This is a genomic window from Chryseobacterium sp. 'Rf worker isolate 10' (genome assembly GCF_050753305.1).
Taxonomy (GTDB): domain Bacteria; phylum Bacteroidota; class Bacteroidia; order Flavobacteriales; family Weeksellaceae; genus Chryseobacterium.
Genome location: NZ_JBOZOF010000005.1, coordinates 110,655 through 131,036, shown reverse-complemented (window position 1 = coordinate 131,036; position 20,382 = coordinate 110,655). Strand labels below are relative to the sequence as shown.

17 protein-coding genes and 2 riboswitches are annotated in these 20,382 nt (G+C 37.0%); of the genes, 13 read left to right on the top strand and 4 right to left on the bottom strand.

The features are described from left to right. Positions 1-11 precede the first annotated feature (11 nt). Positions 12-224 (bottom strand): cbb3-type cytochrome oxidase assembly protein CcoS, encoded by a 213-nt coding sequence (gene ccoS / locus LKL37_RS20335; RefSeq protein ID WP_431612254.1) that lies wholly within the window; start codon positions 222-224, stop codon positions 12-14. 109 nt (positions 225-333) lie between these two features. Continuing rightward, a complete protein-coding gene (locus tag LKL37_RS20330) occupies positions 334-2,712 on the bottom strand; it encodes a heavy metal translocating P-type ATPase (RefSeq protein WP_431612253.1) in 2,379 nt (792 codons plus the stop codon). Between the two features lie 88 nt (positions 2,713-2,800). Between LKL37_RS20330 and LKL37_RS20325 the strand changes: the two genes are divergently transcribed. The 12 genes from LKL37_RS20325 to LKL37_RS20270 all read left to right on the top strand — a co-directional run bounded on the left by LKL37_RS20325 (position 2,801) and on the right by LKL37_RS20270 (position 12,288). Continuing rightward, entirely contained in the window at positions 2,801-3,514 is a 714-nt protein-coding gene (locus tag LKL37_RS20325; protein ID WP_034692595.1) for a Crp/Fnr family transcriptional regulator, read from the top strand. 61 nt (positions 3,515-3,575) lie between these two features. Then, entirely contained in the window at positions 3,576-4,391 is an 816-nt protein-coding gene (gene panB, locus LKL37_RS20320; protein ID WP_431612252.1) for a 3-methyl-2-oxobutanoate hydroxymethyltransferase, read from the top strand. A 3-nt stretch (positions 4,392-4,394) separates the two neighbouring features. Next, positions 4,395-4,709, top strand: a complete 315-nt coding sequence (locus LKL37_RS20315) for a hypothetical protein (protein WP_126652688.1) — start codon at positions 4,395-4,397, stop codon at positions 4,707-4,709. A gap of 11 nt (positions 4,710-4,720) precedes the next feature. Further along, a complete protein-coding gene (locus LKL37_RS20310) occupies positions 4,721-5,398 on the top strand; it encodes a pseudouridine synthase family protein (RefSeq protein ID WP_047381674.1) in 678 nt (225 codons plus the stop codon). Between the two features lie 142 nt (positions 5,399-5,540). Beyond that, positions 5,541-5,637, top strand: a riboswitch (TPP riboswitch). A gap of 57 nt (positions 5,638-5,694) precedes the next feature. After that, positions 5,695-5,901 (top strand): sulfur carrier protein ThiS, encoded by a 207-nt coding sequence (gene thiS / locus LKL37_RS20305; RefSeq protein ID WP_253317511.1) that lies wholly within the window; start codon positions 5,695-5,697, stop codon positions 5,899-5,901. A gap of 24 nt (positions 5,902-5,925) precedes the next feature. Beyond that, positions 5,926-7,737, top strand: a complete 1,812-nt coding sequence (thiC, locus tag LKL37_RS20300) for a phosphomethylpyrimidine synthase ThiC (protein WP_431612251.1) — start codon at positions 5,926-5,928, stop codon at positions 7,735-7,737. Beyond that, the gene (locus LKL37_RS20295) at positions 7,734-8,321 is read left to right on the top strand and encodes a thiamine phosphate synthase (RefSeq protein WP_431612250.1); all 588 of its coding nucleotides are present in this window, start codon (positions 7,734-7,736) and stop codon (positions 8,319-8,321) included. The genes thiC and LKL37_RS20295 overlap by 4 nt, the downstream gene beginning before the upstream one ends. Beyond that, positions 8,297-9,034, top strand: coding sequence for a hydroxymethylpyrimidine/phosphomethylpyrimidine kinase (locus LKL37_RS20290; protein WP_431612249.1), 738 nt, complete (start codon positions 8,297-8,299; stop codon positions 9,032-9,034). The genes LKL37_RS20295 and LKL37_RS20290 overlap by 25 nt, the downstream gene beginning before the upstream one ends. Positions 9,035-9,038: 4 nt before the next feature. Further along, entirely contained in the window at positions 9,039-9,653 is a 615-nt protein-coding gene (locus LKL37_RS20285) for a thiamine phosphate synthase (RefSeq protein ID WP_431612248.1), read from the top strand. Then, positions 9,650-10,426 carry a thiazole synthase gene (locus tag LKL37_RS20280; protein ID WP_431612247.1) on the top strand — a complete coding sequence of 259 codons (777 nt, stop codon included), beginning with the start codon at positions 9,650-9,652 and terminating at the stop codon, positions 10,424-10,426. Before LKL37_RS20285 ends, LKL37_RS20280 begins: the two co-directional genes overlap by 4 nt. A 9-nt stretch (positions 10,427-10,435) precedes the next feature. Then, complete coding sequence (gene thiH / locus LKL37_RS20275; protein ID WP_431612246.1) at positions 10,436-11,554, top strand: 2-iminoacetate synthase ThiH; 1,119 nt, start codon at positions 10,436-10,438, stop codon at positions 11,552-11,554. Positions 11,555-11,580: 26 nt separating this feature from the next. Beyond that, complete coding sequence (locus LKL37_RS20270) at positions 11,581-12,288, top strand: HesA/MoeB/ThiF family protein (RefSeq protein WP_431612245.1); 708 nt, start codon at positions 11,581-11,583, stop codon at positions 12,286-12,288. A gap of 320 nt (positions 12,289-12,608) precedes the next feature. Here LKL37_RS20270 and LKL37_RS20265 read toward each other — a convergent pair whose 3' ends face one another. Next, a complete protein-coding gene (locus LKL37_RS20265) occupies positions 12,609-14,834 on the bottom strand; it encodes an outer membrane beta-barrel protein (RefSeq protein ID WP_431612244.1) in 2,226 nt (741 codons plus the stop codon). A 119-nt stretch (positions 14,835-14,953) separates the two neighbouring features. Next, positions 14,954-15,051: riboswitch (SAM-I-IV-variant riboswitch) on the top strand. Positions 15,052-15,346: 295 nt separating this feature from the next. Here LKL37_RS20265 and LKL37_RS20260 point away from each other — a divergent pair. Further along, a complete protein-coding gene (locus tag LKL37_RS20260) occupies positions 15,347-18,091 on the top strand; it encodes a TonB-dependent receptor plug domain-containing protein (RefSeq protein WP_431612243.1) in 2,745 nt (914 codons plus the stop codon). A 113-nt stretch (positions 18,092-18,204) separates the two neighbouring features. On the opposite strand, the gene LKL37_RS20255 is transcribed toward LKL37_RS20260, so the two are convergent. Next, on the bottom strand, positions 18,205-20,328 hold the full coding sequence (locus LKL37_RS20255) for a TonB-dependent receptor domain-containing protein (protein WP_431612242.1): 2,124 nt from the start codon (positions 20,326-20,328) through the stop codon (positions 18,205-18,207). Positions 20,329-20,382: the final 54 nt, after the last annotated feature.

The window sequence follows — 20,382 nt, the reverse complement described above, 5'->3', positions numbered from 1 at the left end:
CACTATTTTTCTCAATTTTTATTATTTTCTCCTATTTCTTTTTCGTCTTTATCTTTGTTGCCAGCTTCATCATTTTCTTTGATTCTCTCATCATCAAAAAGGATTCTGACAGCCGGAGATTCATCATCTTCAAACTGTCCTTTTCGGGCATACACTATAAATACGACCAAGAAAATCGCAGCTAAAGAAACACTGCAGAGGATCATTAAATATAGAATATCCATTGGACAACAAAATTAACCTATTTTCGGGGTTCAAATTTAGTGAAAAATAATGACATTCATCACGAAATGCCGATTTCAGCTAATTTAAAATCAGTCTAAATAAGGGCTTCTACGCCTGTTTTTTGAAATGTTTACGGCCTAATATCCAGGTTGAAAGTGTAGTAAAGGTAACCACCGTGATGGAACTGATTGGCATAATGATTGCAGCGAAAAGCGGATGCATATGGCCTGTAACAGCGTAACTTAAACCAACAATATTGTATAGAAAACTGATTATAAATGTCATTTTCACAATAGTGATAGAGCCTTTACAAACATTCAGATAATTGTCCAGGGTAACCACTTTATCTCCGTTCATAATGACATCGGAAGATGGGGTAAAGCTGTTCGTGTCATCAGCAATGGCAATCCCTACATTACTTTGTTTCAACGCTCCCGCATCATTAAGACCATCTCCAAGCATTGCTACTTTCATATGCTGATCCTGAAGGGTTTTGATGTAGTTCAGTTTGTCTTCCGGGCTTTGGTTAAAGGCCATTCCTTTGTAATTTGGAATAAGCTCTTTAAGTTGGTTTTCCTCTGAGGAATTATCTCCGCTCAGGATAAATATTTTGTAGTTGGTAAGTTTTGTGAAAAGTTCTCTCAGCTTTGGACGGTATTCATTCTTAAAGATAAATTTACCTAAGTATTCGCCATTTTTGCTGATATAAACTGCTGTTTCAAGGTTTTTAGGTTCCTGGTTGTTATAACGGGCAGAACCAATTTTATAAATGTTTCCTCTTACATTGGCTTCATATCCTTTTCCAGAGATTTCAACGAAATTTTCTACTGGGAAATACTCATCATTGACTTCAATGAATTCATATAATGATTTTGAAAGCGGATGGTTTGAGTTTTTTAATAAGGTTTTAATATTCAGTGAATCAAACTCATTGATCTCAGATCCTTCATATTTGATATTTGATTTTTTTCTGTGGGTGATCGTTCCTGTTTTATCAAAAACAATCGTGTCCAGCTTCGCGATTTTTTCAATCGTTAAAGTATCTTTTACATAGAACTTATTTCGGCCTAAAATCCTCATAATGTGTCCAAAAGTGAACGGTGCAGACAAGGCAAGTGCACAAGGACATGCAATAATCAGAATCGCAGAAATAACCTGGAACATAATTTTTAAATCAATAAAATACCAATACGTTCCTGCGACTAAAGCGATACCTAAAATAATGAATGTGAAATATTTGCTGACGTTATTTGTCAGAGTATCAAGACCTGTTTCGTGTTTTTTAAATGCTTCTTTATTCCAAAGCTGAGTTAAATAACTTTGATCTACGTTTTTAATCACTTCAAGCTCTAATGAAGATCCTACCTGTTTCCCTCCTGCGAAAATTTTATCACCAGGCTGTTTGCTGATACTTTCACTTTCTCCAGTGATGAAGCTGTTATCGATGTTTCCTTCTCCGTTAATCAGAATAGCATCTACCGGAATGATTTCCTGGTTTCTAACCAGAATTCTATCACCTACTTTTATTTCAGACAGTAAAATATTATCCTGTTTTCCTTCGAAATCAACTTTCGTTACGGCAATGGGATAGAAAGATTTATAATCTCTGTCATAGGAAAGAGCACTGTATGTTCTTTTTTGGAAAATTTTACCAAGAAGCATAAAGAATAAAAGTCCGCAAAGGGTATCGAAATATCCTGGACCATAATCTGTTAACACTTCGTAGATACTTCTTCCGTAGAGCACGAAAATTCCTAATACAATCGGAACGTCAATGTTGACAATCTTATTTTTTAAACCGTACCATGCGGATTTATAATAATCTGACGCGGAGTAAAATACAACAGGTGTTGCCAAAAGGAATATCAAGGTTCTGAATAAACCTCTGTAATGTTCCATCCAATAATCTTCCCCTCCGATATATTCAGGAAAGGCAAGGAACATTCCGTTACCAAATGCAAAAGCAGCGATGGCAAATTTCACTAATAAAGATTTGTCAAGATGGTCTTCATTTTTATCAGCCGTTTCAAGGCTGATAACCGGTTTATATCCTAGGTTGGTTAAGAATTTAGCTAGTTCGCTTAATTTCATATCATTATGACTGAATGAAATCTGTAAGGTCTTTCTTGTGAAATTAACCTGCGAATATTTAATATGCTTGTTTAATGTGTGAAGGCTTTCCAATAGCCAGATACAAGAAGAACAATGGATTACAGGGATTTTGAATGTAACGAGACTGGTGTTTCCTTCAGAGAAATCTGTAACTTTTTCAAAGATTTCCGGGGTATCTAAGTAGTCAAATTGTGAAGAATTTTCATCATTTGGACGAATTCCCGCTCCTTTATTAAGCTCATAGAAGTTGCCTAAATGATTTAAATTTAGAATTTCGTAAACAGACTTACATCCGTTACAGCAGAAAGTCTTTTCATCAAATAAAATCCTCTCTTTTTCTATCCCTTGACCACAATGAAAACAGTTCTCGCTCACCCCATAAAATATTGAACTACAAAATTATAACAAATTTTTTTGTTTATCGCGTTAAAAAGTTCTATTTTTGTGATAAATATCATATAAAATGCCGCAGGAACAACAGATAGCAATTGAAGAGAGGTTCGCCAGAGTTTTTAATGATAAATCATTTAAAGAAAGACTTTCTAGCGCAGATTTTGAAAAATACATTAATGGCAAAAAGAAACTGAGTTTTCAGAAGCACGATACCATTTTCGAGGATGGTGAAACTCCAAAAGGAGTTTTTGTTCTGGAAAAAGGGGCTGCCAAACTTTCGAAATCAGGAGCGTTCGGGAAAGATCAGATTTTAAGATTTATCAAAGAAGGAGATATCATCGGCTATCGTTCTTTGCTTTGCGGGGAAAATTTCCAGGCCAAAGCAGAAGCAATGACAGATATTGAATGTGTTTTCTTACCTGCAGATATCTTTATGTATCTTCTGGAGGTAGATCCACAGCTGTCTTTCGTAATGCTTCAGAAAATCTCATACGAATTAGGAGAATCTTCCAATACCATCACTTTCCTTGCTCAGAAAACGGTAAGAGAAAGGCTTGCAGAAATTCTGTTGCTTCTGGAACAAAAACTGGGCGTAGATCCTGAAGGTTTTATCAAGATCTCATTAACGAGAGAAGAAATTGCCAATATTATCGGTACTGCTACAGAAAGTGCCATCCGTCTGATCTCAGAATTCAAACAGGATAGTCTGATTGAAGTAGACGGAAGAAATATCAAGATCTTAAATCACGACAAACTCATGAAACTCGGTCACGTAGTTTTATAAAATCATACAAAACTTAAGTCGGCTCAAGGCCGACTTTTTAACTTTTAAAAATAGATAAATTATGTCTGTTCACTCTGAAATTAAAAAAGTTACGACTGAAACCTTGCGTAAAATGAAATTCGACAAGGAAAAAATAACAATGCTTACAGCCTATGATTTTACCACAGCAAAGATGGTAGATGCTGGTGGAGTAGATGCTGTTTTAATTGGAGACTCTGCGGCGAATGTAATGGCTGGTTTTGAAACTACATTGCCTATTACGCTGGATCAAATGATTTATCATGCTCAAAGTGTGGTAAGAGGAACCGACAGAGCTTTGGTGGTAGCAGATTTGCCTTTCGGAACTTATCAGAGTAACCCTGAAAAAGCACTGGAGTCTGCAGTAAGAATGATGAAGGAAGGTGGGGCACACGCTGTGAAAATTGAAGGTGGAAAAGAGATTTCCAAGTCTATCAAAAAGATCATTAATGCCGGAATTCCGGTAATGGGACATTTGGGATTAACGCCACAGTCTATCTATAAATTCGGAACATATAAAGTAAGAGCTAAAGAAGAAGCAGAAGCTGAAAAACTGATCGCTGATGCACAACTTTTAGAAGAGTTAGGATGTTTCTCCATTGTATTGGAAAAAATTCCTGCAGAATTAGCCAAAAAAGTAACTGAAAGCATTTCTATCCCTACCATCGGAATCGGAGCAGGTTCAGATTGTGACGGACAGGTTTTGGTTTATCATGATATGGTAGGAATGAACAAAGGTTTCAGTCCGAAATTCTTAAGAAGATATCTTGATCTTTATACAGAAATTACAGGAGCTGTTGCTCAATATGTAAAAGATGTAAAAAATGTTGAGTTTCCAAACGAAAACGAAAGCTATTAATCCATGCAGAATCAACAATCTATCCAGGGAATATTATCTATCGCAGCTTTGATTTGTCTTGCTGTAGGATGGTTTAATCTATTTTCTCCGGAAATCAATCATTTACTTTCAAGAAAAGTTTTTTATGTGCTGATAGGAGCGAGTTTCTTTATTCAGGCTCCGCTGCTTACGAATAAGAACTTTGTGTATGCAATGTACGCTGCTGCAGCGATCTGTGTACTGGGTGCATTTATTCCGGAAGATTCAAAACTTTCTGCTGTTAAAACTGTAGGTCTTTTGGCAGGGATTATCCTGTCTTTATCCAACAGAAGAAGATAGACCGAAGAAGTATGAAGGAGCAGATTATATATGAAGACAATCATCTTCTGGTGATTAATAAAAAGGTGGGGCAGCTTGTACAGGGTGACAAAACCGGAGATGAATCACTATTAGAATCCATCAAGAATTTTATAAAAATAAGAGATGCTAAGCCGGGAAATGTTTTTCTCGGCTTGGTTCATCGTATAGACCGTCCTACATCGGGGCTTGTGATCTATGCAAAAACGTCCAAAGCTCTTTCCCGTCTTACTCAGATGGTGAAAAATCGTGAAGTGAAGAAGACGTATTGGGCAGTTGTAGGGAAAGAAATGATCCCACAAAGTCAGAGGCTGGTTCATTATTTAAAGAAAAACGAAAAGAATAATAAAGCCATTGTTTTTCCAAAAGCTACGGAAGGAGCAAAAGAAGCCATTCTTACCTATCATGTGATTAAAACACTGGATAATTATCTTCTTCTTGAAATTGATCTTGAAACCGGTAGACACCATCAGATCAGAGCACAATTGTCCAAAACAGGAATTCCGATTAAAGGAGATCTGAAATATGGAGCGCCACGTTCCAATCCTGATGGAGGAATCAATCTTCATGCAAGAAAACTGGAATTTATTCATCCGGTTACCAAAGAAAACATTGAAATCATAGCTCCTGTTCCGCAGAATGATGCGATCTGGAGAGCTTGTGAAGAATAATAAGAAAAAAATTAAAAAGAGGCTGGAAGTTTTATACTTTCAGCCTCTTTTTTTGATTAAATAATTTCCTTTTCTCATTATTTAGCTTTCTATTACACCTTGCAAAAAATTTTGCCCATTCTAAAAAAATGTCTAACTTCGTCCCAAACTTTAGGGGTGTCTGTTACCAACAGACTGAGACTTTACCCTTTGAACCTGATCTGGATTATACCAGCGTAGGGAAAAGTAGATGACTTTTGCTGTACATTCTATTGTACAATAATAGCCATTCCTAAAGTGTATTTAAATTATTAGGAATGGAACTTATTATCAACCACACCCGAAAAACATTTGATGTACTTCCCGAAAATCTGGAAGCATTATTGGCTATTGAGCTACCCGGAAAAAAGAAAGGTATCGCTGTGGCTCTTAACAATCGCATTATTCCCCTGTCAATCTGGGCGGAAACCATCCTTAACAACAACGATTCAATTTTAATCATTACTGCCACTCAAGGCGGTTAATTCTCATATTTAATACCAATACTTATGGCTCACTCCATTACATGTTCGCCATTTCCGAACTCAAAGAAAATCTATATTGAAGGTACATTACACCCTATCAGTGTAGCAATGCGTGAAATACAGCTTAGCCCCACCAAATTAACCAATGGCGGCTTTGAACATAATGCTCCGGTAACCATTTACGACGCTTCAGGTCCTTATACCGATGAAAATGCAGTCATTGATATTCAAAAAGGGCTTCCAAGAATCAGAGAACAATGGATTCTGGATAGAAATGATGTGAATATCCTGGACGGAATTACCTCTGAATACGGAAAAGCCCGTTTAGCAGATCCTCGTCTTGATGAATTAAGATTTTCCTATGATCATAAACCTAAAGTAGCACAGGAAGGAAAAGAAGTTACACAGCTTTACTATGCAAAACAGGGAATCATTACTCCGGAAATGGAATATGTGGCGATCCGAGAAAATCAAAGAATAGAACAGCTTGACTCCGTATCCAAAGAAATGGCTTTTCAACATCCCGGACATAGTTTTGGCGCCAATACTCCAAAAAGTAAGATCACACCGGAATTTGTAAGAGACGAAATTGCAGCCGGAAGAGCTATTATTCCCAATAATATCAATCACCCGGAAAGTGAACCGATGATTATCGGAAGAAATTTCCTGGTGAAAATCAATGCCAATATCGGAAACAGTGCCGTTTCATCCAGCATTGAAGAAGAAGTGGAAAAAGCAGTATGGGCCTGCAGATGGGGAGGCGATACCATTATGGATCTTTCCACAGGGAAAAATATTCATGAAACAAGAGAATGGATCATCAGAAACAGTCCGGTTCCGATTGGTACTGTTCCGATCTATCAGGCATTGGAAAAAGTAAAAGGAGTTCCTGAAGATCTGACATGGGAAATCTTCAGAGATACACTGATTGAACAGGCAGAACAGGGAGTTTCCTATTTCACTATTCATGCCGGAGTTTTGTTGAGATACATTCATTTAACAGCAAAAAGAGTTACCGGAATTGTTTCCAGAGGAGGATCGATCATGGCAAAATGGTGCTTATTCCATCATAAAGAAAGCTTCCTGTATACCCATTTTGAGGAGATTTGTGAAATCATGAAGAAATACGATGTTGCTTTCTCTCTGGGAGACGGTCTTCGTCCGGGGTCTATTGCAGATGCCAATGATGCGGCACAATTTGCAGAACTGGAAACTTTAGGTGAACTGACGAAAATTGCATGGAAACACAATGTACAGGTGATGATTGAAGGGCCAGGACACGTTCCGATGCATATGATCAAAGAAAATATGGAAAAGCAGCTGGAAGAATGCCATGAAGCTCCGTTCTATACTCTAGGCCCTTTAACAACGGATATTGCTCCAGGTTATGATCACATTACTTCCGGAATCGGGGCTGCCATGATCGGGTGGTTTGGATGTGCGATGCTTTGTTATGTAACTCCGAAAGAACATTTAGGACTTCCAAATAAAGATGATGTAAAAGTTGGGGTAATTACTTATAAGCTGGCTGCGCACGCTGCAGATTTGGCAAAAGGCCACCCTGGAGCGCAATACAGAGACAATGCATTAAGTAAAGCAAGATTTGAGTTCAGATGGGAAGATCAGTTCAACCTTTCATTAGATCCTGAAACTGCAAGAGCTTATCATGATGAAACACTTCCTGCAGAAGGAGCGAAAATTGCCCATTTCTGTTCCATGTGCGGACCGAAATTCTGTTCAATGAAAATTACTCAGGAAATTCGTGAATCTGCAGAACAAGGGATGCTGGATAAATCACAGGAATTCATTGAAAAAGGGAAAGAAATTTATATATGATTCTCGTTATCACTCCTGAATTGATTGTCCAGAACGAAACAAATCTTATTAATCAAATGTTTCAGGAAGGTCTTGATCTGCTTCATATTCGTAAACCATGGCTCAGCCGAAATGAAATGATTGAATTCATCGCTCAGATTGATAAAACCTTTTATTCACAGCTGGTACTGCATACGCATTACGATCTTGGAAAGGAATTTACTATTTCAAGGTTTCATTTCAGAGAGATTGATAGAAAGGAAGAAATGTATAAGCCTTTTTCGGAAGAAAATACCATTTCAACATCAGTGCACGATATTACAACATATAATACTTTGGAAAAAGAATGGGAATATGCTTTCATAAGCCCGTTCTTTCCAAGTATCTCCAAAAAAGGATATGGAATGGATTCTACCATTAAAGAAGAAATAAAACACCGCAGAAATCCGGATGTCAAATTGATTGCCCTTGGAGGAATTGATCAGAATAATATTCATGAAGTTTTCGAAGCAGAAGCAGATGGAGCGGCTTTATTAGGTGCTATCTGGGAAAGTGAAGAACCCTTAAATGTATTCAGAAAATGCAGGAACGTCCTTATGTCATAAGTGTTGCAGGCTTCGATCCCAGTGGTGGAGCAGGCTTATTATCAGATAGTAAAACCTTTGAGCAATCAAAAGTAATGGGGTTGGGAGTATGTACAGCATTGACATTACAAACCGCTTCCAAGTGCTTAAGTCTGGAATGGCGTCCCATAGATGAAGTAACAGAAGCCATTCAAGTGTTGATGGAAAATTACCCCGTTTCAGCCGTGAAAATTGGAATAGTGAAAGATGCAGAATTTCTTGGTAAAATTATAAAAGCAGTAAAGGCTGTTAACCCTGAAACAAAAATCGTTTGGGATCCGGTTCTGAAAAGCACTTCCGAATTTACATTTTTTGACCTTGAAACACTTCCTCAATTGAAAAATACGATTAATAACTTGAGTTTAATTACACCTAATTATAATGAATATGGTGTTTTAAAGGAAAATAATCTTCTGCCGGATACTCATCAATGCTCATTGCTGATCAAAGGAGGACATCGGGAAGATCATTTAGGAACGGATATTTTAGTTGAAAACGGAAAAGAAACTCTTTTAGTTCCAACCGAAAGTAGTGCAGCCTATTTTCCTAAACATGGCTCCGGCTGTGTTTTATCATCAGCCATAACCGCAGAACTTGCGAAAGGTGAAAATAGGGAAACTGCCTGTAGAAATGGGAAATTATACATCGAAAAATTTTTAAAAAGCAATCCCTCTTTACTGGGAACGCATTCATAGAAAAATGGAAAAATTACAATACATATCACAGGGAAATACCTTTCAGGAACAGGAACTTTGTATCCGAAAAGTCTTAGACAACGGGATTAAATGGGTACAGGTTCGATGGAAAAATGCTCCTGAAAACGAATTAATCAACCTCTGTGAAATTTCAAAACAACTTTGTTCAGAATATCAGTCGGTTTGTATCATCAATGATCATGTACAAATAGCCAAAGAAATAGATGCTGACGGAGTGCATTTGGGATTAAACGACAGTGCTATCGAAGAAGCAAGATTAATCTTAGGTGAAAATAAAATTATTGGCGGAACGGCTAATACCCTTTCAGATGTCATCCAGAGAATCAAAGAATCTTGTGATTATATAGGTTTAGGACCATTGAGATTTACCACAACCAAAGAAAAACTAAGCCCGGTTCTTGGGTTTGAAGGATATCAGGTGATCATTGATGGATTAAGAGAAAAATCAATAGATATCCCTAGAATATTTGCCATCGGAAGCGTTACCCTTGAAGATATTTTGCCGTTACAGGAAATCGGGATTTATGGTGTTGCTGTATCCGGGCTCATTACAAAACAGCCGACTATTATTAATGAACTAAAAAAAGTAATGATATGAACAATCAGAAATTAGAAATAGCAGGAAGAATTTTTGAATCAAGACTGTTTTTAGGAACAGGAAAATTCGGAAGTATGAGAGATATGGTACAATCTGTTATCGCTTCCGAAACCAATATGGTAACGATGGCGCTCAAAAGAATTGACGCCCAATCCAGTGAAGACGATCTGCTTGATTCATTAAAAGAAACCAACGTTCACCTTCTACCCAACACTTCCGGAGCAAGAACGGCTAAAGAAGCGGTATTGGCAGCACAATTAGCCAGAGAAGCATTGGAAACCAACTGGGTAAAACTGGAAATTCATCCGGATCCAAAATATTTACTGCCGGATCCTATTGAAACCTTATATGCCACTGAAGAATTGGCCAAACTGGGATTTATTGTAATGCCTTACATTCATGCAGATCCTGTTTTGTGCAAACGTCTTGAAGATGCCGGAACAGCTGTGGTAATGCCTTTGGGAGCACCAATTGGAACCAATAAAGGATTAAGAACACAGGATTTTTTGGAAATAATCATCAGCCAAAGTAATGTTCCCGTAGTGGTAGATGCAGGAATCGGGGCACCATCAGATGCTGCAAAAGCAATGGAGATGGGAGCAGATGCCGTTTTGGTAAATACTGCCATTGCCGTAGCCGGAAATCCACTGAATATGGCTGTTGCTTTTAAAGAAGGTGTGATTGCCGGAAGAAGAGCATTCGAATCTGGATTGGGAGCGATTGCCAACCATGCTGAAGCTTCAAGTCCGCTTACTTCGTTTTTATTTGAATAAATCAGACTCATGAAAAGCTTTAAAGATGTTTTTGAAAACTATCAGTGGGATGAAGTAAAGAATAAGCTTGAAAAAGTTAGTCTGTCTGATGTAAGATACAGTCTTCAGAAAAAAAATAAAACCCTTGGCGATTTCCTGAATCTCCTGTCACCAGCTGCTTCTCATGAACTGGAGCTGATGGCAAGAATGACGCAAGTGCTCACCCAAAAACGATTTGGAAAAACCATTCAGTTGTATGCACCGCTGTATCTCAGTAATGAGTGCCAGAATATCTGTACCTATTGCGGATTCAGTCTTGATAATAACCTGAAAAGGAAAACACTTTCCGATATGGAGCTGATGATTGAAGCCTCAGTGTTAAAATCTATGGGAGTGAATCATGTATTACTGGTAAGTGGAGAAGCCAATAAAATAGTAGGTGTGCCTTATTTTCAGAATGCGGTGCGTAAGCTAAAACCTCATTTTTCCAATATTTCCATTGAAGTTCAGCCATTAATGGAAGAAGAATACAAACTGCTTCATGAAGAAGGAGTACATTCTGTTTTGGTGTATCAGGAAACCTACCATCAGGATGTCTACAGAGAATACCATCCGAAAGGTAAAAAATCAAACTTCCATTTCCGTCTGGAAACGCCGGACAGAATAGGAAGAGCCGGAATTCATAAAATCGGGCTTGGAGTTCTCCTTGGACTTGAAGATTGGAGGGTTGATAGCTTTTTCAACGCATTACACATCGATTATCTTCAGAAATACTACTGGAAAAGTAAGTTTTCCGTTTCCTTTCCGAGACTCAGACCTGCTGAAGGAATTATTGAACCTAATTTTATTATGGAAGATAAAGACCTTCTTCAATTGATCTGTGCCTATAGAATCTGGAATGAAGACCTTGAAATTTCCATTTCTACCAGAGAAAATGAAGTCTTCAGAAATAATATAGTGTCTCTGGGAGCAACAGCCATGAGTGCGGGATCAAAAACCAACCCCGGAGGTTATGCTGTAGATAAAGAATCTCTGGAACAGTTTGAAACCAGTGACGAACGAAGTATGGATGAAATCAGAATGATGATCAAAAAAGCAGGTTATGATCCTGTGATGAAAGATTGGGACTCTGTTTACAGTGGATTTTAAAGAATCTTAATGGTTAAGTTATAATTATGAAAGAAGATCATTTTTCACGATACAGCCGGCAGATATTTATAGAAGAGATAGGACTGGAGGGACAAAAGAAAATAATAACTTCCAAAGTTCTCGTTGTTGGAGCAGGAGGCTTGGGAAGTCCGGTTATCCAATATCTGGCTGCTGCAGGAGTAGGGACTTTAGGCATTGTAGATTTTGATGAGGTTGAACTTCATAATCTGAACAGACAGATCATTCATACTGAAAACAGAGTAGGATTATCCAAAGTGAAGAGCGCAGAAACATTTGTAAATGAACTTAATCATCAGGTTAACTTGATAGGAATTGAGAAAAAGCTCAATGAAAATAATGCCAAAGAAATCATTTTTCATTATGATGTTATTGTCGATGGTTCAGATAATTTTTCTACAAGATATCTGGTGAATGATACCTGCGTGAAACTGAAAAAGACTCTAATTTATGGAAGTATTTTAGGGTTTTCAGGACAGGTTTCTGTGTTTAATCATAAAGGAAGTAAAAATCTGAGAGATATTTTCCCTGAACCTCCTTTCGATGAAGATGTACCAGATTGTGACAGCCTTGGTGTGCTGGGAGCTCTTCCAGGAATGATAGGCAGTATGATGGCTCTTCAGGCGTTAAAAATTATCACGAATCTTCCTGTGAGTGTTAATCAGCTGACTTTGGTAGATACGCTGAACTGGAGATTTCAGACGATAGATTTTTGATGTAAATATAAACGGTAATATCACTACTATTTTTCACAAATAACACCATTTTAATATCAATAGAAAGAGGCTTCTGAATGTAAACAATGAAGCCTTTTTTTACAAAAATATTCTTTTGAAATCTGGAATTAAATTCTTGGCTTTTCGCAAGCCTTACAAATTTTATACGAAGCGATTATACACTGCAATATATCAATAGGAACGGGCTTTAGCCCGTTTTACTTTTATAAAACCATCCATTGGCTTTAGCCAAAACTTACCTGTAAAAAAAATAGGCGGTAATTATTTACCGCCTATTTTTATTTTATTACAAAGAAGGATTATTGTGCCTGCTGCATCACACCTCCGTTATCTTCTTTTTTAGTCTGGTTCAGGATGTTCGGATCCTCTTTTGCCAGTTTATTTCTTGTTGGAATTTTATAGTTGATGGAAAATCCGAAATTTCTCGTATCATATTTACTGCTGATCAACACTGGAGTTCCTGATGGCGGATTAGAGCGTACCTGCATCATCTGTCCGTTGAAAATATCATTCGCAAAAACAGAAAGTGTAAGACGGTTGTTCATAAACTTCTTCGTCAGCGTAATATCCAGAGAGTTGTTGAACGGTTTCTCTGCCGTGAAGTAGAAATATCCTGCCTTTGGAGTCAGATAGCTGTAATTGGCTGTCATTTTGATATCTTTAGGCAAAAGAATCTGAGTCATAATATTGAAAATCCAGAACCCTTTATTATTCAGATTGTCGATTTCATGTTTCTGATAACCAGCATATAAATACATGAAGTTAATTTTATCAGGATTGAAATCAAACTTCATGATTTCGCTCAATGGCTTGCTGAAAATCATAAAAGGAACCGGTAATCCCACGTTGAAGTTGTGAATTTTCATATTCGAAATATTCACCTGCTCGTTGTAAAGTTTTCTTCCGTCTTTTCTGATAATCTGTGCCACCTGATTGCTTGCTGAACTTACGCTATATCCAATAAATGCGTAATCAAAAGCGGAAATTTTCAATTCATAGTTATCAAAAATAGTAGGCTGTAGATTCGGGTTACCATTTACTTCTGTACTTGGCCCGGAGAACGTTACGTTATTCGGGTTCAGGGCAGAAATACTTGGTAAACTGATTTTTCTGTTGTAATTCGCTGCAATATAAACCTGATTCATCATGTTATACTGTACACTCGCGTTCGGGAAAAGCTTAAACTTGTTGAAAGGAATCAAATTAGCCTCTACCAGTTTAGCATCTTTGTCGAAATATCTTGTTACCCCGGAAATATCATAATTTTCAGCACGGGATCCCAAAGTGAAGTCGAACTTTTTCAATTTTGCCTGAAACTCCAAATAAGTAGAAGCTGTCTGTCTCTGATATTCAAGATTGGTTAACCCAAAACTTTGTGTATCATAATCCTGTTTTTCATACAATCCTCCAAAGCTTACTTTCCCACCATCAAGAAGTTTGATAGGCTGAGCATAATCTACTTTGAAATTGGCAATATTCATCACCGATTTATTGTTCAGAATATCTTTTAAACCATTTGTAGGGCTGTTAATAGGTAAATAAGGGGTGGCAGCAAAATTACCGTTCTGAAAGAAGTTATCCTGTGCAAATTTACTGTCTGATCTTGTATAACCCAACTGGAAGTCCAGTTTTTGAGATTTGTCAGCAAAACGCTTTTGATACGTTACAACAGCTTCCTGTCTCAGGCTGTTGGTATGGGCAACATCCGAAGATGTATAAAAAGCTTCTCTTAAATCTTTTGGATTATTCTGGAAAGGCAAATCTCCATGACCGTTACTTAAAGTATAATTGTCATTATTGTTGTGATAAATATCGTAGTTTAATAATAGTCTGTCCTGACCCAAATCAAAAGTTAATCCTGATTTTGCAAAATATCCGCGTCCGTATCTGTCAGTATGACTCGTTAAAAGCTCATCCTGCTGGCCGTTCAACATACTTTCACGATAGTTTTGTCCCACATTCAATTGCCATCCGAAATACTTATTTCTTGCATTTAAATTAACAGAATTGGTCGTTCTGTTTCTGTATTTATCATAATTCGTGAAAGAATAATTCCCGGAATAAGTTGCTGTTAAATATTTATTGGCGTTTTTATTGGTAATAATATTCATGATTGCTCCTCCGGAAGTAGCCGGAAATTCAGCGCCGGGCTGAGTGATTACCTCAATTCTTTCTACAGAGTTGGCAGGCATTCCTTCAAGGAAGGAGTTTAATTCATTGGAAGTGATGTTCAAAGGTCTTCCATTCAGATACACTTCAAGCATTTTTCCCTGATACATCATTCCTGCGATATCGGTAGATACAAGTCCCGGAAGTTTTTTTATTCCCTCCAAAACATTTCCGTTATTCAGCTGAGGCTGTTCAGAAAAGTCAAAAATAGTACGGTCTGCTTTTTGTTCAACGGCTTTTTTAGTTTTGGTAATAACTACCCCTTCAATTTGTTTTTCCTGAGGCTTATTATTTTTTTCCTGCGAGAAAACAAAGACGGAGCTTAACAAGGATAATGCGAAAATCGTTTTTTTCATAATGTTTTTACTGATATCCGGTTAGACGCTGAAAAAGATCATTTGTTACGCTAAAATTGTGAAAATCGAAAAATTAAGCTGAAATTTTTTTTATTTCCGAAATAATTATATCTTTGCCAAGTAATTATCAAGAATCTCTAGATGGGATAGCAACCTGCAAAAACAAGCAAGGTGCTGCAATCGATAAGCCGGATCTTCCGGAAAAAATGTTTATCATTTCTATCATTCCCCCATCTTGAATTTTTGTTTTAAAGTTAAAATCAATGTTTAAAGACAAGGGAAATCACCTTACATCAGTTATTTTTTATTCCTCAGATCATGAAGAGAATCTTCATTATTCTGATATGTTTTCATGCCATTTCTATATGCGCATGTGTTGTTGCTTCTAGCATTTTCTATTTCTAAAAAATAATACAAACATTTCGAGCATCTCTGGTAACCTTACAATTTAGGGCTACAGGATTTGTATTGCTCAAAAATAATTTAACAACAAAAAGTAAACAACAATCAACATGCATAATTTCAAAAAAAGAATCTTTGTTCCTTCTATCGCGCTTATCTCTACATTTTATTACGCGCAGACGGATACTGTACAATCAAAAAAAATAGATGATGTGGTTATTCTTGGATCAAGAGGTTCAGGAAGATCATTAACGGATACGCCCGTTCCGGTAGATATCATTAACATATCGAAAATTTTAAAACAAAGCCCCACTAACAATATCAGTCAGGCTTTAAATTATATTGTACCTTCATTTTCATCCACATCACACACGGTTAATGATGGAACTGACTTTGTAGATCCTGCTCTTTTAAGAGGATTAGGTCCTGATCAGGTTTTAGTTTTGCTTAATGGGAAAAGAAGATATCAGTCTTCATTAATCAATGTTACCCTTACACCGGGAAGAGGATCTGTGGGAACCGACCTTAATGCTATTCCGGCTTTTGCTTTGGAAAAAATTGAGGTTTTAAGAGACGGAGCTTCTGCTCAATATGGTTCTGATGCCATTGCAGGAGTCGTTAACCTGGGATTGAAAAAAAGATTAGGACTTTCCGGACAGGTATTTCTCGGTGGATATGCTTCGCCTGTTGCTAATAATTTCTCAGGAGGAGTTGACGGACAGACTATTTCTGTAGATCTTAATTATGGAGCTAAAATAGGAAAATCCGGATTTATTAACGTGACAGGTTCTGCGCAATACCGTGATCCTTATTCCAGAGCGGGAGTAAGGGAAGGAGATATTTTCAATGCTTATAATGCCATTAATTACAGAGCATTGCAGGATGGAGTTAATATTGATGGTTTGTATAAAAATATTACCAACACTTCCAATGCTCAGCAGATTATCAATACGGTTAAACAATATGCGACTAAGGTTGGTTATTTTGGAACTGATTTTCAATCTCAGATCTCAGGAGCAAACAGTATTTCTGATCTTCAAAAAATATTGGGTAAAGATTTTACATCTCAGGAACTTAATTACAGAGGATTGGAAAGAAAAGATTTCAGCCTGAGAGCCGGACAGTCTAAGCTACAATCGGGGCAGCTCTTCTTCAATTCTGAAATTCCTGTGAATGATGATTGGAAAGTGTACTCATTTGGTGGTTATAGCTACCGTCTTGGAAATGCCGGAGGATTTTACAGACTCCCAAATACGGAGAGAAACATCAATGCAGTTACTCCCAATGGATATCTCCCTCAGATTGAAGCAGCCGTAAATGATTATTCTCTTGCTGCTGGAATTAAAGGAAAATGGAATGGCTGGAATGTAGATTTCAGTAATACATTTGGGAAAAATACCTTTGGTTTTGGAGTTGTCAATACATTTAATGCCTCACTTACAGATAATTCTCCAAGAACTTTTGATGCCGGAGGATCTGAGTTTTCACAAAATACTGTCAATCTTGACTTCTCCAAAAAATATGATGTCCTGAAAGGATTGAACATTGCTTTCGGAGCTGAATACCGACACGAAAATTATAAAGTAAATGCAGGAAAAGAAAACTCCTATGCTTCTTATGATATTTATGGACGTGTGGTAACTGCCAAAACCCCTGAAAATGAAAAAGTAACCGATTTCTTCGGAAGTATAAGACCGGCCGGAGCACAGGTTTTTCCAGGCTTTAGTCCGGAAAATGCCGTTTCCGGAAACAGAAACAGTGTTGCTGCTTATGCTGATGCAGAACTGGAAGTTACTGATGGATGGCTGTTGGAAGGAGCTTTGCGATATGAGAATTATTCAGACTTTGGATCTACATTCAATTATAAGGTAGCAACCAATGTAAAACTGGCTCCCAATCTAAACTGGAGAGGAGCTGTTTCTACAGGATTTAGAGCACCTTCTTTAGCTCAAATCTATTATAGTTCTACTTCTACACTGATTCAGCAGGGAAAAACTACACAGGTAGGTACTTTCAGGAATAATTCTGAAGCAGCACAGGCATTGGGTATTCCGAAATTAAAACAAGAAACTTCACAATCCTACAGCACAGGAATTACATGGAAGATTCCAACATTAAGCCTGACTTTCACAGCAGATGCTTATTTAATAAAGATTAAAGATAGAGTAGTGCTTACAGACCTTTTCTATCGTCCTGACGGTAATTTTACTCCAGGTTCAGATCAGGCAGTTCTTCAGGACGCTTTTGATCTGGCAAGGGCTAGTGCTGCTAACTTCTTTGCGAATGCAGTAGATTCTCAGACAAAGGGGTTGGATATTACCATTTCTCAGAACTCGAAAATTTCATCGGGAGTTTCCTTAGAGAATAATCTGGGAATTAACTTTAATCAAACCAAAAGAATCGGAGATATTCATGCTTCGCCTAAATTGGTAAGCCAGATTGATAATTATTTTTCAGAACCGAATAGAGTGTATTTCGAAGAAGCTGTACCCCGCGTAAAAGCTACTTTGTCCAATACATTAAGGGTTTCCGGACTTACTTTCGTACTGCGTAATTCTTTCTTTGGTAAAGTGACGGATGCAGACGTTTTAGATGCTAATTTTGACGGGGTAACAGGGAGTACAGAGCATTTTGTTCTTAATAACCGCTTCGTGACAGATTTATCTGTGGGATATGATTTTAATAAAAATATTTCAGCAACAATCGGGAGCAATAACATCCTGAATATTCTGCCTTCTAAAAGTCCAAATATAAGTTCATTAACAGCGGATAACCAGTTTGTATATTCCAGACAGGTTTCCCAGTACGGTATAGGAGGGAGATTCTTATTTGCGAGAATTGAATTCAGGTTCTAAATAGGGTCATGATTTATAAATTATTTGAACAAAAAACAGAGATGAACTCTCTGTTTTTTTATATATGATGATGGTTATCTCAGGAAGAATTCCCTGATCTTAGTTTTTTACAGTTATTGAGCACGGTTTTTTTCTTCAAAATTGACTGATCTGTTATTCGGCTTTACTTTCTGATTTCCAAAATTATAGGTGATGCTGAGGTTCATTCTTCTGGCATCCCAATAGTTGTTGAAAGATTGTGTATTATCAGTAAAATACATATCAGCTCTCAATCCGGACTGTCTGAAAATATCGCTTACAGAAATATTGATTTGAAGGGCTTTTTCCGCAAAACTCATTTTGATTCCAGCATCCAGACTTGCTGTGTTTTTCATAGAAAAATATCCGTCTCTGGAAGGAAGATTATTCCAGTAATTGACAAATAGCATGAATGTCTTAGCTTTATTCAGTTGGAAAGTATTGTTCAAAGAAAAATAAAATGACTGTCCGTTTTTAGCAACCAGATTGAACTTTGTAATCTGAGTTTCATTATAACTGAATGAGGTTGAGATATTACTTTCCCAGATTTTGAAAAACGTATCCGTATAATTGAAATTGAGCCCGTAAATATTTTGATTGTAATAATTTTCATAAGTACTGGTAAGGTCAATTCCGTTCAGGAATGAGAGTTGATCAAAGTTATTCTTTGTTCTCTGGTAGTAAAGATTCGCAGAAAATTTATTTTTAAAAATATAATTGAATTCAATATTATGATTAAAAGATGGCTGCAGGCTTGGGTTTCCTGTATAATAAGAATTGGGATTAGAATACCATCGGAACGGATCTAAAGCCCGGAAATAAGGGCGATTGATTCTTCGGGAATAATTAACACTCAATTGATTATTCTCATTCGCTTTATAAGATAAATAGGCTGTTGGGAAAAATTTTCCGTAATTATTCTCAGATTTTGACTGTGTAGTAGGAGAAAAACCGCTGGTTTGTGAATATTCATAACGCAGTCCGGCTTTTACAGACCATTTTTCGCCAAGGTCTTTACTAGCGCTGATATAGGCTGCATAATTCTTTTCATTATAATCAAAAAGATTACTCTTTGCCGGATCTATGATATAATTTCCATTGTTAAAATTAAAATATGCAATGTCCGAATTATTAGAAAACTGGCTGTATTTTGCACCTGTTTCTAACTGAATTTTTTTGAAATTTAAAGTCAAATCACCCTGTCCGGAGTAGATTTTATAATCTACGTAAGAAAGGTTTCTCACAATCTGTATTGCATTGCTGGTGACATTTCTTGTCGTAAAATTAACTTCCGTATCAGGTAAATTTCCATAATAGTTGGCTCCAAAACTAAGTTTATGCTCCCCCAATTTTTGATCAAAATAAAGATTAAGCATTTGGGTTGTAAAAGGAGAACGATGCTTTGAATCCGTCTCTGTTTGTAAAGTCGGAGTGCTGTCTGTGAAGTAATCCTGTGTTGAATTGATATCCATATTGGTATGTCCCTTTGTAATATCATATACCAGCCCAATATTAGAATTTTTAGAAAGTGAATAATCAAAATTGGCATTCAGACCCAATCCGTCATTCATATCCTTTCTGTCATCTTTGTTGATAGAAGAGTTTTGCCCGATAATATTATTTTTTTCTACAGATCTTTTATCTCCATCATATCCCATTACTTTTACGGAGGCTTTTATTTTTTCATTCTGATAATTTACTCCTGCCACACTGCTGAAACTTGCATATGTTCTCTGAGTGTAATTGGTATTCAGATAACCGCTCCATCCGAGGTTCTGATTCTTTTTAAGAACAATATTGATAATTCCACTGTTTCCCTGAGCTTCATATTTGGCAGGTGGAGTAGTAATAACTTCAATTTTCAATATGTTTTCAGAACGGAGGTTTCTCAGATAATTCATCAGTTCAGATCCTGAAAGATTAAGCATTCGGTCATTCACCATCACTGACACCCCATTTTTTCCGGCAATGGAAAGAAGCCCTTTATTTTCATCTATCTTCAGCATAGGAGTTCCTGCCAAAACTTCAGTTCCGGAACTTCCCTGTGAAAGCATAGAATTCTGAACATTGTAAACAAGACGGTCTACTTTACGCTCTACAAGAACTTTTTTGCCACTCATCGTTACTTCCTCAATTTTGTTGACGTTAGCAGTGTCTTTTGTTTGTGCTGTTATAAAAGAACAAACTAGGGTAGTTATTAATAGAAGGTGCTTTTTCATAGGTTATCAATGACAGATTAAATGATCTTGATGTTGAATTTCTCTGACAAAAGT

Coding starts and splice junctions, on each gene's coding strand:
- ccoS (WP_431612254.1), bottom strand. CDS start 224: ATGGATATTCTATATTTAATGATCCTCTGCAGTGTTTCTTTAGCTGCG.
- LKL37_RS20325 (WP_034692595.1), top strand. CDS start 2,801: ATGCCGCAGGAACAACAGATAGCAATTGAAGAGAGGTTCGCCAGAGTT.
- panB (WP_431612252.1), top strand. CDS start 3,576: ATGTCTGTTCACTCTGAAATTAAAAAAGTTACGACTGAAACCTTGCGT.
- LKL37_RS20315 (WP_126652688.1), top strand. CDS start 4,395: ATGCAGAATCAACAATCTATCCAGGGAATATTATCTATCGCAGCTTTG.
- LKL37_RS20310 (WP_047381674.1), top strand. CDS start 4,721: ATGAAGGAGCAGATTATATATGAAGACAATCATCTTCTGGTGATTAAT.
- thiS (WP_253317511.1), top strand. CDS start 5,695: ATGGAACTTATTATCAACCACACCCGAAAAACATTTGATGTACTTCCC.
- thiC (WP_431612251.1), top strand. CDS start 5,926: ATGGCTCACTCCATTACATGTTCGCCATTTCCGAACTCAAAGAAAATC.
- LKL37_RS20295 (WP_431612250.1), top strand. CDS start 7,734: ATGATTCTCGTTATCACTCCTGAATTGATTGTCCAGAACGAAACAAAT.
- LKL37_RS20290 (WP_431612249.1), top strand. CDS start 8,297: ATGCAGGAACGTCCTTATGTCATAAGTGTTGCAGGCTTCGATCCCAGT.
- LKL37_RS20285 (WP_431612248.1), top strand. CDS start 9,039: ATGGAAAAATTACAATACATATCACAGGGAAATACCTTTCAGGAACAG.
- LKL37_RS20280 (WP_431612247.1), top strand. CDS start 9,650: ATGAACAATCAGAAATTAGAAATAGCAGGAAGAATTTTTGAATCAAGA.
- thiH (WP_431612246.1), top strand. CDS start 10,436: ATGAAAAGCTTTAAAGATGTTTTTGAAAACTATCAGTGGGATGAAGTA.
- LKL37_RS20270 (WP_431612245.1), top strand. CDS start 11,581: ATGAAAGAAGATCATTTTTCACGATACAGCCGGCAGATATTTATAGAA.
- LKL37_RS20265 (WP_431612244.1), bottom strand. CDS start 14,834: ATGAAAAAAACGATTTTCGCATTATCCTTGTTAAGCTCCGTCTTTGTT.
- LKL37_RS20260 (WP_431612243.1), top strand. CDS start 15,347: ATGCATAATTTCAAAAAAAGAATCTTTGTTCCTTCTATCGCGCTTATC.
- LKL37_RS20255 (WP_431612242.1), bottom strand. CDS start 20,328: ATGAAAAAGCACCTTCTATTAATAACTACCCTAGTTTGTTCTTTTATA.